Here is a 13,967-nt window from a genome sequence, read left to right on the forward strand (position 1 = left end):
CAGCCACAGCCGCAAGCACTCTCATCGCCACAGCCACGCCTTCCCCTTGACTGGAGCACCTGTGAAGCACCGTCATGCCTTCTTTCGGCCACGCGTCCTGGCACCGCTCGCGATCGCCGCGGCGTTCGGCCTCAGCGCCGCCACCCTCTCCGCCGCGACCCCGCACACCAAGACCGCGACAACCGCGACCCCGTCCGCCGCCCCCCTGGTACCGGCCGGGTTCACCGAACACAAGGCCGCCAGCCTCGACTACGTGATCGGCGGCCACGGTCCGACCCTCGTCCTGCTCCACGGCTACCCGGAGACGTGGTACGAGTGGCGCGCCCTCCTGCCGGAGCTCTCCCAGCACTACACCGTCATCGCGCCCAGCCTGCCCGGCGCCGGCAAGAGCGACGCCCCGGCCGACAGCTACGACAAGAAGTCGATGGCCGCAGCCGTCCACACACCGCTCCGCGGAATCGGGCACGCCGACGACATTCGGCTGGTCGGCCACGACATCGGCTCGATGGTCGCCTACTCCTACGCCGCCGCGCACCCCCGCGACGTGAAGAAGCTCGTCCTCAGCGAGGCCCCGATCCCGGACGCGAGCCTCTACAAGTTCCCGTCCCTGACCGCCGCCGGCCCGGCCGCCTGGAACTTCGGCTTCTTCTCCCTCGCCAACGGCCTTCCCGAAACGGTCGTGGCCGGTCGCGAAGAGGAGTGGGTGGGCGGATTCGTCGACAGCCTCGAAGTCCGCAAGGGCTCCGTCACCGACGACGACATAGCCGTGTTCGCCGAGGCCCTGAAGGACCCGGCCCATCTGTCGGCGAGCTTCAAGTGGTTCCGGACCTTCCCTCAGGACGTCGAGGACAACGCCGTCAACCGGCGGACGAAGCTGACCATGCCGGTCCTGGCGATCGGCGCCTCGGGCAGCCTCGGCGAGGCCGTACCCGACCAGGTCCGCCGGTACGCGAAGAAGGTCACCGGTGTCGTCGTCCCCGACTCCGGCCACTGGATCTATGAGGAGCGCCCCGTGAAGACGACCGCACTCCTGCTCTCCTTCCTCGGGCGCACGTCGTGATCGCGCCCTTTCCCGACAACACCTTCGCCGGAGCCGGCAGCGAACCCTTCTGGTTCCTCGGCGGCCGGGCCCGGATCCTGGTCCCCGGCAGCAGGACCGGCGGAGCCCTCAGCGTCATGGAGTTCTTCGACACGGTCGGCCACGCGCCCCCGCGCCACATCCACGCGGACGAGGACGAGGTCTGGATCGTCCTCGACGGAGAGGTCTCGTTCTTCGTCGGCGACCAGCGGCACGAACTCGAACCCGGCCAGATCGCGTTCGGTCCGCGCGGGGTGCCCCACAGCTACCTGGTCCGCTCGGAGACCGCACGTCTCGCCGTGGCCTTCACACCGTCACGGGTCGAGGGGTGGTTCAGCGCGAACGGCACTCCCGCCACCCGCCTCGACGACGTGGCCCCCGCCTTCGACATCGGGAACATCCTCGCCTCCGCGGAGTCCTTCCGCGTGAGCGTCGCAGGCCCGCCGCCGACCGCCTGACCACCCCCCTGCGACGTGCGATCCCGTACGCCGCGCACTGCCGCAGACCTGCCAGCGGCCCTACCGAGAGAAGGACTCCGCCATGCCCGGAACCCCGTCAGTCCCGCCGCACGGAAACCGCTGGTTCCACCGGCGCGTGGCCATCCCGGCCGCCCTGGCCGTCGCCGTCCTGACCGTGCCAGCCGTCTCCCCGGCCTCCTCGGCACCGGCTCCGTCGGCGGTGGCCGCGCAGGCCCGGCACACCCCCAAGCCCACCGTCGTCCTGGTCCACGGCGCCTTCGCCGACTCCTCCGGCTGGAGCGGGGTCGTCGCCCGGCTACGGCACGACGGCTATCCGGTCATCGCCGCGGCCAACCCGCTGCGCAGCCTGGACTCCGACGCGGCCTATGTCGGCAGCCTCCTCGACTCCGTCCCCGGGCCGGTGATCCTGGTCGGCCACTCGTACGGCGGTGAGGTGATCACCAACGCCGCGGTGGGGCACGCCAACGTCAAGGCCCTGGTGTACATCGCGGCCTTCGCTCCCGACCAGGGCGAGAGCGGTCTGGCGCTGGTCGGTCTCAACCCCGGAAGCCAGCTCGGCGAGGCGCTCGTCGTCCGGCCCTACGCGGTCGCCGGCGGCGGCGGCGCGGACGGATACGTCGACCCGGCGAAGTTCCGCACCGTCATGGCGGCCGACTTGCGAGGATCCGACGCCGAGCTGCTGGCCGCCCAGCAGCGCCCGGTGGACCTGGCCGCCCTCCAGGCGCCGAGCGGCGTGCCGGCCTGGAAGACGATCCCGTCCTGGTACCTCGTCGCCGGGGCCGACCAGGCGATCCCGGCCGCGACCGAGAAGTTCATGGCCCGGCGGGCCGGCGCTCACACCGTCGTGGTCGACGGCGCGTCCCACCTGGTCATGCTCTCCCACCCCGGCCGCGTCGAGAACCTGATAGTCCAGGCCGCCAAGGCGACCGACTGACCGTCGAGTTCGGATGAAGCCGACCTCAGGGGAGTTCGACGGTCTCGATCCCGGGGTGGACCTTGTGCGGTTCGGCCGGGTGGGCGGTGAGCACCGGCCAGCCGGGGCGGCGTGGGCGGTGACGAGGTCGACGCCGGCCATGGTCGCCAGTTCCGAGACCGCCGGCGCGGTGGGGCGGTCCACGTCGTGGAACTCGAAGACGGGTGCGGCGAGGGCGTCGTCGACCTGCCGGCGCCGACGGGGCGAGATGTCACCGCCGACCAGGCCGGCGGCCGGCGCTGTGGTCGGGACCAGGAGGATCTGGATCCGCTCGACCGAGACGACCACACGGGCAACCATGGCCGACCGGCCCGGACCTGAATTTGGATCTAGCCCGACGACGGTCAGGAGCCCCTGCCGGCTGAAACTGGCTGGCCGATCCGCTCCCTGTCTTGTCATGCATCCCAAGCGCGAGGGCTGCTGAGCTCTTCCCATTCGGGGGCGGAGCAGTGAGAACACGGCGAGGTCGAGGCGGCGCCCGAGGTGAAGACAGGCGGCGCGGCTGGTGCCTTCGTGTACCTTCGGCATCACCTTCGACAGCCGTCTCTCAACGGCCCGTCAGTAATCCCGACTGTCCCAGTTACACCGCTCGTTTGACAGCCCCTCGCCTGACCCGCCCCCGGCCATGTGTGGCTGTAGTCGCCCCTGTGAGGGCTGACGTAGTCGGCTGCTACCTTCCGAGCCATGAACGACAGCGTGTATGTGGGCAACGCGGGCAAGGACGCGGCACTGGACCGGGGCTGGCTGTTGGGACACTTCAAGGACGCCTCCGACCCGCGGCACAGCGAAGCCGTGGAGATCAAATGGGGCGTCCACCCGCAGGGCGATGAGCGGGCCCAGTGGGTGACGGGCGAAGAGCGCACCGCCCTGCTGGTCCTCATCAGCGGACGCTTCCGGGTGGAACTGCCCGGACGCAGCGTTCTCTTGGCCCAGCAAGGGGACTACGTCTTGTGGGGCCGGGGCGTCGACCACTCCTGGTTCGCGGAGGAAGAGTCCGTGGTTCTGACAGTCCGATGGCCCTCACTCTCCGGCTACAAGGCGACCGCTTAGGGCGATTCCGCCGCTGGTAACGACCCCCAACGGTTCCCCTCACCCCCGTCAGACGGACGTCAGGACCGGTACCAGTCGTCTCCGCCGGTGCGCAGCGCGCGGCCGAGGTAGTCCCGCAGACCGCCGGCGACCCAGCGGCGACTGTCGCTCTCGTGCTCCCAGACGAAGATGTCGGGACGCTCGGGCCTTTGCACGAAGGCGAATTGGTCGCCGCCTCCGTTGTCCCCGAAGAAGAGGAAAGCGTCGAAGGACATGTACAGCCGGGCGAGCGTTTCGTCCGACCAGAAGAGAAGGTTCTGCTCGACGATCCGGTCCAGGGGCCAGACGGTGTCCGTGTCGGTGTGTCCGATCACCCCGTCGCTTTCGAGGAGCAGCGCCCGCAGTTCGGCCGGCAGGGGCCGCCCGAGCCGCTCCTGCGCAACGGCAAGGCCGGACTCCTGAACCGCCTCCCGCAGGCCCACACCGGGGAAGGTCTGCGCCGCCGTCTCTCTCCACATGGTCCAAAGCCTACGTCGCGGGCGAGTTCAGCGATTTCGACGCTGACATCGCGCGCTCTCTCACCACCAACGCCGACGCGTAGGACGCAGTGGACGGCCCACCGCACAGCTCCCGGCTACAGCCCGCCCTTCCGCGCGGCACTTCGCGAACTGCGCGCCGCAGAGCGTGAGGCGCTCGTCCTCCGAGCCAGGCCCGGTGCGCCTGCGAAACCTTTGAGGGCCTAAAGTCGGTGCCCGTTACAGCTATTTGGGGCGCGGAGTGATGCCCGCGGAGAAGAGGGGCCCGATGTCGCACGACGATGGAACAAGCCCGACGCCGAGATCAGGCGCACCCACGTACGCGATGCTGATGGCCGAGGCGCGGCGCCAGGCGGCGCTGACCAGGCCCACGGCACGCAGCCGCCGCGAGGCGGACATCCGCAAGGTCCGGTGGTGGCGGGTACGGACGCTGCGGACCATCTCAGGTCTGTCCACCCTGGCCACGGCGCTGGTCTTCACGCTTCTTCTGCTGGCGATCTGCCGGCTGGGCGGCCCGTCGATACTGCCCGATGCCTGGTTCCCGCTCGCGGTATCGGTCGGCATGGCGCTTTTCGGGGCCTACCAACTCCGTGGAGCCGGTGGGGCGACGGCCAGGACCTTGGCCCGTGCGGCCTGCGCGCCCGGCCCCGTGCCCAAGCGGTATGCCCTGGTGTACGACCCGCCCTGGGGTGGGATCGCCCTGCTGGTGCTGTTCCCGGCCGCCGGGGGCGACGACGTCCGACCCGATGCGGTGCTGGAACTCAGGCCTCTGCCTCAAACGTGGCGTCGGTTCCTGGGGGCGGGCAAGCTCCCGGCCGACCTGCCTGTGGAGCCCGTCGGCGAGCTCGAACTCCGTGGCCGGACGGACGGATTGCCGATGGGCGTCCCGTGGATCGACGGGCGGGCGTACTGGCCGAAGCGCTCCTACGGCCCCGATGATCTGATGGGGCAGGAAGGTCAGGCCTTGATGGCCCGACTGCTTGCGGACACCACCGAGGAGCCGGACACGATCGATTCGTGACCCACTGCCCGGGCGGCTGTCCGCCGAACTGGGGGCGCTGGTGGGGTGGTTGCACCAGCGGACATAGCGCTCTCGTTAGGCGTTCGGCCCGGCCGCCGGGCCCGCCGTCCGGGTGCCGAGCTCGGCGTAGCAATGCGTCTACGTCTTCCACGGCACCGTCGCCGTCGCCTCGATCCGACGCCGGCTCCGTTCATGACGTGTCGGCCTAGGGCGTGTCCGCAAAGTCGCGCCTGCCCGGCGGGCGGACGGCGCGACTTTGCGGACACGCCCTAGCGGCCGAGCTCGTAGTCGAACCAGATCCGGTGGGTGCCGTCCTCGTCGACAGCGACGCCGCCGGTCCCGGTGATCCCGGCCAACGCACCCGTTCCACTGGTCGGCACGATGACGAAGAACTCGCCTTCTCGCCCTTCGCCCAGGGTCGTCGCGGAGTGCGCAAAATTGAAGGCGCCGGCCTGCCCATGGAGCGTCCCCTCGAAGGACTCCATGGCGACATACGTCCCCACCCCGCTGGACTGATCGAACGCGGCGGTGAACAACGTGGCGGAGCGCCCGGCGACCTCGCCTTCGTAACGCTTCTCCATCGTGGCGACACCGACAGGGAGCGCCGTCTCGATTGCGGGACTCGGTACCGGTGCCGGGGTGAAGTCGGCGACTGTGAACGTTCCTGAAGCTCGCATCCCCGGATCGTATGCCGCACCACTGACATCGCCACTGAGTAGCGACCAAGGCCACCGCTTCGTTCGACTACTCCCGGATCGGTCCGCTCACAGGCCTGGAGTCCGCCCAGCCGAGGGATGCGGCTGTACGCAGTCGACCGTGACGGCCGACTGATTCAAGTGTGTGCGCCGTGGGTGCTCGGGTCGCCAGGGTGACTGGTGGCGCAACTACCGTGGGTGCACGGCGTAGGTCAGGTGTGTCACTCGCGACGACGGCTCCGAACGGACCGGCTCCAGCGCGACCCTAGACGCGTCCACGCCGTCGAACAGACGGGTGCCGGTGCCGAAGAGCACCGGTGACAGCGCGATCGAGAACTCGTCCACCAGGCCGGCGTTCAGGTGCTCCAGGATCGTCGCGCCGCCGCCGGCGATGCGGACGTCGCGGTCGCCGGCGGCCTCGCGGGCCTGTTCGAGGGCGTGCTCGATACCGTCGTTGACGAAGTGGAACTTGGTGCCTCCGGGCCGCTCCCACGGGTCACGCTTGGTGTGCGTCACGACGAAGACCGGGGTGTGGAAGGGCGCCTCCTCCGGCCATGACGGCTCGCCGAGGTCGAACATGCGCTTGCCCATGACGCTCGCGCCGGTGCGCTCGAACGTCTCCTGCGCGATGTCGTTGTCGCGTCCCTCCTCGCCGCCCTCGCCGAACTTCAGGTTCTCCCGGAAGAACCGCAGCGGGAAGACCCACTGCTGCAGTTCCGTCCACTGCGCCATCCAGCGCTGCACGTCCGGGTCGCTCTGCTTGCCGGGCGCGAAGAGCTCGTCCTCGACGGGCACGGGCACGGGCGCGATGAAGCCGTCCAGCGACATCGACACGCTGAAGAACACCTTCCCGGCCATCAGCCCTCCGCCCCCTTCCGCGCGAGGTCGGTGACGTAGGCCGCCAGGTTGCTCAGGGTCTGCCGGCCGCCCTCGATCGCGTGGTACTTCTCGACCGCCTCGTCGCGCAGTTCCTTGGTGGGGAACACCGTGCGCATCACGATCCGGGCCGCCGCGCCGTCCGGCGCGAAGGTCAGGACCGACTCGAAGGCGTCCGGGTCGTCGCGGAACTCACCGTGCAGCAGCGCGATCCGCTCCGGCGGGGCGATCCGCAGCCAGCGGATCCACTCGGAGTAGTCGGTCCCGTCCGGCCCGTGCAGCACGAACTCCCACTCGCCGCCCTCGCGGAACTCGAAGGATCGCGTGGTGGTGGTGAACCCCTCCGGCCCCCACCACCGCGACAGGTGCCGGACCTCGGTGAACGCCTCGAACACCAGCTCCCGCGGGGCGTCGATGACCCGGGAGATCACGATCTCCCGGTCGGCCGTCTCCGGCACCGCCCGTGTCTCCTGCCTTGCCTCTGCCATCGGTCAGTCCTCCTGCCGTGTCTGCTTGAGGTCCTGCACGTAGGTGTCCAGCCGGTCGAAACTCTCGTTCCAGAACCGCTCGAATCCGCCGACCCACTCGTGGACCGGCCGCAGCCCGCGGGCGTCCAGGCCGTAGAGGCGCTGCTTGCCCACCCCGCGGACCCGCACCAGCCCCACCTCCCGGAGCACCCGCAGGTGCTTGGACGCCCCCGGCTGACTCATCCCCAACTCCTGGGCCAACTCGGTCACCGGCCGCTCACCCGCCCGCAGCAGCGCCAGGATGTCCCGGCGCTGCGGCTCGGCGATCGCGTTGAACGCGTCCGACGTCGTCGCTGCTCGTGCCATGGCAACCATCATATTCCTATATCGGAATACATCAAGCCGGGATCATTCCCGTGTCCCGTCCATCGCTTGCCGCAGGGACGCCGAAGCCGACGGCAGGACGCCGGCCGGCTTCAGGCACTCCTGGTGATCCGGGACGTAGCCGTGGAACTCGGTCGCGCCCACGACCTGCACCGGCATCCGACGTCTGGAAAAGATCGGCCGGAATCGTAGCTGACAGCAGGATTCTCGATCGCGTTACGTGTCATGTCTCCGTCGATTCATGCACAGCCGTCACCGTCCGGACGGAGAGTCACCCTCACGATGAAGGAGCCGTGACCGGTTCGATGAACCGCCGTAGATTTTCCTTGCGTCCGCTCGCCGCGCCGCGTACAGCGCTGATCGGCGTGCTGAGTCTGTTCCTGGCGTCCGGCGCCGCCGGAGGCGCCACCGCCTTCGCCGGGGACACGAACTCCTTACAGGTGTCCGGCACCACCACGTCCGGAATCCACAACACCTACGACCCCAGCGCGTTCACCTACCTCGCCCAGGGGCTCGACACCGGCACCTCGATGATCGAACTGGACGTCTGGGACGACTTCTTCACCCAGGAGTGGAAGGTCAGTCACAGCAGTCTGACCAGCAACGGCAACAACTGCGTCAACGCCTCCTCGGCCGCCGACCTGTACACCGGCAGCGCCAACAAGAACCTGGAGACCTGCCTGGACGACGTCCGGGTGTGGCTCGGCGCGCACCCCGGCCATGGGCCGCTGATCATCAAGCTGGAGATGAAAGCCGGCTTCCAGGCCAACCTCGGAATGAGCCCGGCCAAACTGGACCAGTCGATCACCGCACACCTGGGCGGCCTGGTCTACAAGCCGAACGACCTGCTGAACAAGCCCGGCGGCGGCCAGTACGCCACCCTGGACGAAGCCGCCAAGGCCGGAAACTGGCCCACCCGGGCGCAGTTGGCGGGCAAGGTGCTGCTGGAGATCATCCCCGGCACGGTCGAGGAGAACAACCCGACCGACACCCTGTGGACGGACAAGGAATACGCGACCTACCTGCGCAACCTGCACACCGCGGGCACCACCGCACAGGCGAACATCTTCCCCTCGGTCCACAACTCCGCGTCGGGCGACCCGCGCAGCCGTTACTCCGACACGACGCTGCGGCCCTGGTTCGTGGCATTCGACGGCGACGCGGCCGGCTACATCAACAACGGCATCGACACGAGTTGGTACGACACCAACCACTACCTGCTGTTCATGACGGACTCGCAGAACGTGTCGCCGGCGATCGACGACGTCAGCCCGTCGGCGTCCGACGCGTCGGCACGCGTCGCGCTGCTGGCCAAGGCGCATGCCACGGTCGCGTCGAACGACTGGCGGGGCCTGCCGGACGTGCAGTCACTGGTCCTGCCACGCGGCTGATCCAGGGCTGATCTTCGCCTGATCCAGGGCTGACCCACGACTGATCCACGGTTCTGCTGCCACATCGCTCCGCCGCTCAACCCGCCGGGTGTCCCGGCCGGTCGGAAACACCGATCGGGGCACCCGGCTCGACGCATGCTCCGAAGCCAGAGATGACGCCCGGCAGGCACGCGGGCAAGTCGCGGTCGCGGGCCGCTCGCACATGAATGGGCGTGCGCTCACCCGCAGTTGCGTCGCTAACTCAACCGGACCGCGTGGCCGGGGACCGCATGCCGAGCCACTGCTCGGCGCCCCAGGCCTCGAACCGCTCCACCTCGACGAACCCCAGCTTCGCCGCGAGACGCATCGAGCGGACGTTGGCGGTCTGGGTGGTGAGCACCACCGGCTCGCCGGGAAGCACGCCGGTGAGCCAGTCGAGTGCCGCCGCGCACGCCTCGGCCGCGTACCCGGATCCCCACGCCCGCGGCAGGAACATGTAGCCGAGATCAGCCTTCCCCGCGGCAGCCGGGCGACGGTCCGCTTCATTTCTCCTGAGCAGGATCTGACCGATCATCGCCCCGTCGAGATCAACGACGAAACTCCCGGGCCACCGCTCGGGCACCCCGGACATCTCGCGCTCGAGCTCGTCACGCGGCCGGGGGCCGCCGAGGTAGGTGTGTACCTCGGGCGAGGCGAGCAACTCGACGAACGCCGTACGGTCCCGGGGCTCGGCCTCACGAAGCACGAGCCTCTCGGTCGTGATCGGCTCAGGCGGCCACGCCACGGGTCCCAGATCTTCCATCCGCGCACGCTAACAGGTGGTCGAACCACCCGACGGGAGGGATGGCCGTGACAAGGTAACGCCCGCCTGCAGCCGCCCGGTTGACAGGTTGGCCGGGCTACTTGCCCGGGCCGGGCTCGTGACGGTCCCTCAAGCCTGAGCGGGGAGGTGCTCGCCACCGAGCAGCGCGGAGGCGTTCTGGAGCGGGCTGAGAGCGCTCGGGGGCGTGGCCACCTGCGGAGTGCGGCAGGTGAAACCGAGGCGGGTCATGGCCCGGGTCACTTCCCCGCTCGTGAAATCGCGGCGGTCCTGACGGGTGATGACCTCGCCCACCTGCTTGACGGGGTAGTGGCAGCGACCGATGATCACGGACTCGCCCGTGATCGGCTCGGGCTTGATCCCCTTCATCGAGGCCAGCACTCCACTCTTGGAGAGGTCGAACGGGAAGCGGGCGATGACGCAGCGCATGGTGCCTCACAGGTAGCGGGAGAACGGGCCGGGTGGGGTCGAGCGTGAGTGGACGCCGGGAACGGGCGGAACGTTCGAGGGGCCAGGTCGAGAATCAGACCGGGGCGAGCGCGTCCGGGTTGCGGCGGAGGCGGATGACATCGCGTACGCGGAGCCGGTCGGAGTACGCGGCCCCGTCGCGGACGGCGGCGAGCTGGGCCTCGGTGACCGAGTCCGTGCACTGGTCGTCCGCGTCAATGACGAGGAGATACCCGACACGGGCGCCCGCCATGACGGACAGGGCCACCTCGACGGTCATGTCGGCCCGTACCCGCGGTCCGGAGGCGTCCGCGTGTTCCGCGACGCCGGTGGGGAGGACATCTGCGGGGACAACACCAGCGGGGATCACACCACTGGGGACGATGACGGCGGGGATGGATCCCTCGGAACACAGCTGCATCCGGACGAGCGGCAAAGGTGACTCCTGCTGGGTGAGTACGGCGGGACATGCGGCGACCGGCCGACGGCATCGTTCTCAGAACGAGCCGTCGGCGTCATTCGTCGGCGCAGGGCTTCGTTCGTCGGTTCCGGTCGCCCATGACGGGCGACCGGGGACCGGTGTGCCGGAGGTCGCCGCGGCGCCCGGACGGTGGTCCGGGCGCCGCGGCTTCCACTCTAGGCCTGGGGGGTGCGAGGGGCGGCGGTACCGGTGGACCGGCCCTGGCCGGAGCGGCCACGCCTGCCCCGGGAGGAGGCGGAAGCGGCACGGCGCGGGCGCTCCGTGACCGGCGCGCGGATGACGACCGGCACGCCCGAGGGCGCCTGGGCGCCTGTGATGCGGCTCAGCTCCGCCTCTCCCGAACGCACCTGGCTGGTCTGCGGCGTAATGCCCGCGGCGGCCATCAGCCGGGTCATCTCGCGGCGCTGGTTCGGCATCACCAGGGTCACGACGCTTCCGGACTCACCGGCACGGGCCGTACGGCCGCCGCGGTGAAGATAGTCCTTGGGATCGGTCGGCGGGTCGACGTTGACCACGAGGTCCAGTTGGTCGACGTGGATGCCGCGCGCCGCGACGTTGGTCGCCACCAGAACCGTCACGTGCCCGGTCTTGAACTGGGCCAGGGTCCGGGTGCGCTGCGGCTGGGACTTGCCGCCGTGCAGGGACGCGGCGCGGACGCCGCTGTTCAGCAGGTGCTCGGTCAGCCGGTCCACCGCGTGCTTGGTGTCCAGGAACATGATCACCCGGCCGTCGCGTGCCGCGATCTCGGTGGTCGTGCGGCTCTTGTCCGCCGCGTGCACGTGGAGGACGTGGTGCTCCATCGTCGTGACCGCGCCCGCGGACGGGTCGACCGAGTGGACCACCGGGTCGGTCAGGTAGCGGCGGACCAGCAGGTCGACGTTGCGGTCCAAGGTGGCGGAGAAGAGCATCCGCTGCCCCTCCGGACGCACCTGGTCGAGCAGTGCGGTGACCTGCGGCATGAAGCCCATGTCGGCCATCTGGTCGGCCTCGTCGAGAACGGTGATGGCGACCTGGTTCAGCCGGCAGTCGCCCCGCTCGATGAGGTCCTTGAGCCTGCCCGGAGTCGCGACGACGACTTCCGCTCCGCCGCGCAGGGCACCGGCCTGCCGGCCGATCGACATCCCGCCGACCACGGTGGCCATCCGCAGCCGCACGGAGCGGGCGTACGGGGTGAGCGCGTCGGTGACCTGCTGGGCCAGTTCGCGGGTGGGTACGAGGACCAGGGCCAGCGGCTGGCGGGGCTCGGCGCGCTGTCCGGCGGTACGGGCCAGCAGCGCGAGGCCGAAGGCGAGGGTCTTTCCGGAACCGGTGCGGCCCCGGCCGAGTACGTCACGGCCCGCGAGGGAGTTCGGCAGGGTCGCCCCCTGGATCGGGAAGGGGACGGACACGCCTTCGTGGCCGAGCGCCGCGAGCAGCGGCGCCGGCAGGGCGAGATCGGCGAACTCCTGCACGGCCGGCAGGGCGGGGGTGATCGTCTCCGGCAACGCGAACTCGCCCCGGGGTGCGGCCGGTTGACGTCCGTAGCTCTTCGTCCTGCCGGAGGAGCCGGAACGGCCGCCGGCGGAAGTGGCCCCGAAGCGGCTGCCGCCCCTTCTGGAGCCGCCGCCCTCGGTGCGAGTGCGGGCGAAACGATCGTTCGTACGTGTGCGGTTCATGCGGAACCTTCCTTGACCTGGCGCGTATCAAGGAATTCCCGCAGCCGATGAGCGGCGCAGAGAATCGCGAGAACGAGCCGACCGAAATTCGGCACCGAATCGTAGGACCGGTGAAGAATTCTCACGGGATGTCCTGCCGGATCGGCAGCGATGTCCCGAAAAACTGAAGAAATACGGAGTGACGCGAAATAGCGTTCGTGCGCGGACCTGGAATGAGGTCGACAGCGGGCCCGAGGTGGGCCTGCGGCGGGAACGGACCGGGCGCGAATCGGAAGCGAGTGGGACGCGGACCGGGATCAAGCGCGGCGACGGGAGGTCGGCGAGGGCTCGAGTGGCGACCCTGGGACCTCACAGGCGCGGCGGCGGGGCGAACTCACCGCTGACTGCCGGGACGCTCGCGACCGTGCGACGGAAACGCGGCGAGCTGGGGCCCGCACCCCAAGGTGCGGGCCCCAGCTTCGCCGTGCGTGCCGGTGTCAGGCGGAAACGATGTTCTCCGCCGTCGGGCCCTTCTGGCCCTGCGCGATGTCGAAGGAGACCTTCTGGCCTTCCTGGAGCTCACGGAAGCCGGAGCTGGCGATGTTCGAGTAGTGGGCGAAGACGTCGGCGCCGCCGCCGTCCTGCTCGATGAAGCCGAAGCCCTTTTCCGCGTTGAACCACTTCACGGTGCCAGTAGCCATGTCAATTCTCCTTCGGGACGGTGCTCGGGATCCGCACTGTGCGGACTCCGCGTCGCCGCGATGATTAACCCGCCGGAAATGACCGGATACACAGAAGAACACCACCCTGCAAGAACAGGGTGGATGCTCACAAGTTTTTGGGAACCACAACTGCAACTGATCTCGACAGTAGCACGGAACGGTAGATTGCGCGCTGTCGGCTATTTCACTCCGCCTGCCGATCAAGAAATCCTCATCGCACCTGGAACCGATTTCTCACGTCGCCGCCACAGATATTGGATCGCCGGGGTCACAGCGTTTGTGTTCAGGGACCATGCGGTGAAGCGCGGAAACCCCCGGCGCTACAACCGCACTGCCGCCCGCGTCGCGGCGCAGACCGCACGCCGCCCTTGATCACCAGAGGCACACCATGGGGCCACCAGTACGAAGGGGCCGGGGATGAACAGCAGAGCTTGGAAGTGGGCGCTCGTTTCGGCCCCGTTGGCCCTGTCGGTCTCCGGGTGCGTGGGGTGGGGCGGCTATCCGCACGCGAAGAACGTGCACGAGTCTCAGCTCATAGGCACCTGGCGCGCCCAGAAGTGCCACACCACCTTGACCTTGAGCGCGGCCGGATCGGCGTCCGCAACCGGAATCCCCACCGAGATGGAACTCGACGGCAAGGTCACACAGAAGGTCGGCGGGGACGGCACCTGGGAGATCGACGAATCCGGTGCTACGCAGCAACTTGACGTGACCATAGGGAAGCAAGACACCGCATTCGACCTTTACCGATACAGAGGGCGCTTGCTGGTGGGTCTGACCGTGGGGGATCCCGATGATGCGAACTGGTGCGTTCTGACACGTCAGCCAGCGACACACCCAGACCGGCAAGGACGAGATGACGTTCAAGCCGCGTAGGTGTCGGCGTCACTCGATCCACCGCGCAGCGGCCTCATAGATGGTGGCTGGGCCGCTGTTGAACGCGATGACCGCATCG

General features: G+C 69.2%; 17 protein-coding genes. 7 read left to right on the forward strand and 10 right to left on the reverse strand.

What is annotated here, in order from left to right:
• The first annotated feature begins 61 nt into the window (after positions 1–61).
• The 4 genes from OG780_RS01740 to OG780_RS01755 all read left to right on the forward strand — a co-directional run bounded on the left by OG780_RS01740 (position 62) and on the right by OG780_RS01755 (position 3,580).
• A complete protein-coding gene (locus OG780_RS01740) occupies positions 62–1,060 on the forward strand; it encodes an alpha/beta fold hydrolase (protein WP_328443900.1) in 999 nt (332 codons plus the stop codon).
• Entirely contained in the window at positions 1,057–1,536 is a 480-nt protein-coding gene (locus OG780_RS01745; RefSeq protein WP_328443902.1) for a cupin domain-containing protein, read from the forward strand. The genes OG780_RS01740 and OG780_RS01745 overlap by 4 nt, the downstream gene beginning before the upstream one ends.
• Before the next feature lie 82 nt (positions 1,537–1,618).
• Entirely contained in the window at positions 1,619–2,491 is an 873-nt protein-coding gene (locus tag OG780_RS01750; protein WP_328443903.1) for an alpha/beta fold hydrolase, read from the forward strand.
• Positions 2,492–3,214: 723 nt separating this feature from the next.
• A complete protein-coding gene (locus OG780_RS01755; RefSeq protein WP_328443904.1) occupies positions 3,215–3,580 on the forward strand; it encodes a signal peptidase I in 366 nt (121 codons plus the stop codon).
• A 59-nt stretch (positions 3,581–3,639) separates the two neighbouring features.
• On the opposite strand, the gene OG780_RS01760 is transcribed toward OG780_RS01755, so the two are convergent.
• Positions 3,640–4,077: an SMI1/KNR4 family protein gene (locus OG780_RS01760; RefSeq protein WP_328443905.1), complete on the reverse strand. Its 438-nt coding sequence runs from the start codon at positions 4,075–4,077 to the stop codon at positions 3,640–3,642.
• 343 nt (positions 4,078–4,420) lie between these two features.
• Between OG780_RS01760 and OG780_RS01765 the strand changes: the two genes are divergently transcribed.
• Entirely contained in the window at positions 4,421–5,116 is a 696-nt protein-coding gene (locus OG780_RS01765; protein ID WP_328443906.1) for a hypothetical protein, read from the forward strand.
• Between the two features lie 269 nt (positions 5,117–5,385).
• Here OG780_RS01765 and OG780_RS01770 read toward each other — a convergent pair whose 3' ends face one another.
• From OG780_RS01770 to OG780_RS01785, 4 genes are all read right to left on the reverse strand, one after another.
• A complete protein-coding gene (locus tag OG780_RS01770; RefSeq protein WP_328443907.1) occupies positions 5,386–5,793 on the reverse strand; it encodes a DUF3224 domain-containing protein in 408 nt (135 codons plus the stop codon).
• A 207-nt stretch (positions 5,794–6,000) separates the two neighbouring features.
• Positions 6,001–6,669 carry a dihydrofolate reductase family protein gene (locus OG780_RS01775; RefSeq protein ID WP_328443908.1) on the reverse strand — a complete coding sequence of 223 codons (669 nt, stop codon included), beginning with the start codon at positions 6,667–6,669 and terminating at the stop codon, positions 6,001–6,003.
• The gene (locus tag OG780_RS01780; protein WP_328443910.1) at positions 6,669–7,175 is read right to left on the reverse strand and encodes an SRPBCC family protein; all 507 of its coding nucleotides are present in this window, start codon (positions 7,173–7,175) and stop codon (positions 6,669–6,671) included. Before OG780_RS01780 ends, OG780_RS01775 begins: the two co-directional genes overlap by 1 nt.
• A gap of 3 nt (positions 7,176–7,178) precedes the next feature.
• Positions 7,179–7,520: an ArsR/SmtB family transcription factor gene (locus tag OG780_RS01785; RefSeq protein WP_326783178.1), complete on the reverse strand. Its 342-nt coding sequence runs from the start codon at positions 7,518–7,520 to the stop codon at positions 7,179–7,181.
• A 311-nt stretch (positions 7,521–7,831) separates the two neighbouring features.
• Here OG780_RS01785 and OG780_RS01790 point away from each other — a divergent pair, with 311 nt between their 5' ends.
• On the forward strand, positions 7,832–8,929 hold the full coding sequence (locus OG780_RS01790; RefSeq protein ID WP_328443918.1) for a phosphatidylinositol-specific phospholipase C domain-containing protein: 1,098 nt from the start codon (positions 7,832–7,834) through the stop codon (positions 8,927–8,929).
• 241 nt (positions 8,930–9,170) lie between these two features.
• Here OG780_RS01790 and OG780_RS01795 read toward each other — a convergent pair whose 3' ends face one another.
• From OG780_RS01795 to OG780_RS01815, 5 genes are all read right to left on the reverse strand, one after another.
• The gene (locus OG780_RS01795; RefSeq protein WP_328443920.1) at positions 9,171–9,710 is read right to left on the reverse strand and encodes a GNAT family N-acetyltransferase; all 540 of its coding nucleotides are present in this window, start codon (positions 9,708–9,710) and stop codon (positions 9,171–9,173) included.
• A 129-nt stretch (positions 9,711–9,839) separates the two neighbouring features.
• On the reverse strand, positions 9,840–10,157 hold the full coding sequence (locus tag OG780_RS01800) for an SCO5918 family protein (RefSeq protein ID WP_328443922.1): 318 nt from the start codon (positions 10,155–10,157) through the stop codon (positions 9,840–9,842).
• 94 nt (positions 10,158–10,251) lie between these two features.
• The gene (locus OG780_RS44510; protein WP_443062089.1) at positions 10,252–10,611 is read right to left on the reverse strand and encodes a CBS domain-containing protein; all 360 of its coding nucleotides are present in this window, start codon (positions 10,609–10,611) and stop codon (positions 10,252–10,254) included.
• A gap of 200 nt (positions 10,612–10,811) precedes the next feature.
• On the reverse strand, positions 10,812–12,311 hold the full coding sequence (locus OG780_RS01810) for a DEAD/DEAH box helicase (protein ID WP_328443925.1): 1,500 nt from the start codon (positions 12,309–12,311) through the stop codon (positions 10,812–10,814).
• 476 nt (positions 12,312–12,787) lie between these two features.
• Positions 12,788–12,991 carry a cold-shock protein gene (locus tag OG780_RS01815; RefSeq protein ID WP_103550103.1) on the reverse strand — a complete coding sequence of 68 codons (204 nt, stop codon included), beginning with the start codon at positions 12,989–12,991 and terminating at the stop codon, positions 12,788–12,790.
• Between the two features lie 438 nt (positions 12,992–13,429).
• On the opposite strand from OG780_RS01815, the gene OG780_RS01820 reads away from it, so the two are divergent.
• Positions 13,430–13,888 carry a hypothetical protein gene (locus OG780_RS01820; RefSeq protein WP_328443933.1) on the forward strand — a complete coding sequence of 153 codons (459 nt, stop codon included), beginning with the start codon at positions 13,430–13,432 and terminating at the stop codon, positions 13,886–13,888.
• The last annotated feature ends 79 nt before the right edge of the window (positions 13,889–13,967 follow it).

Source organism: Streptomyces sp. NBC_00386 (assembly GCF_036063235.1).
Classification (GTDB): domain Bacteria; phylum Actinomycetota; class Actinomycetes; order Streptomycetales; family Streptomycetaceae; genus Streptomyces.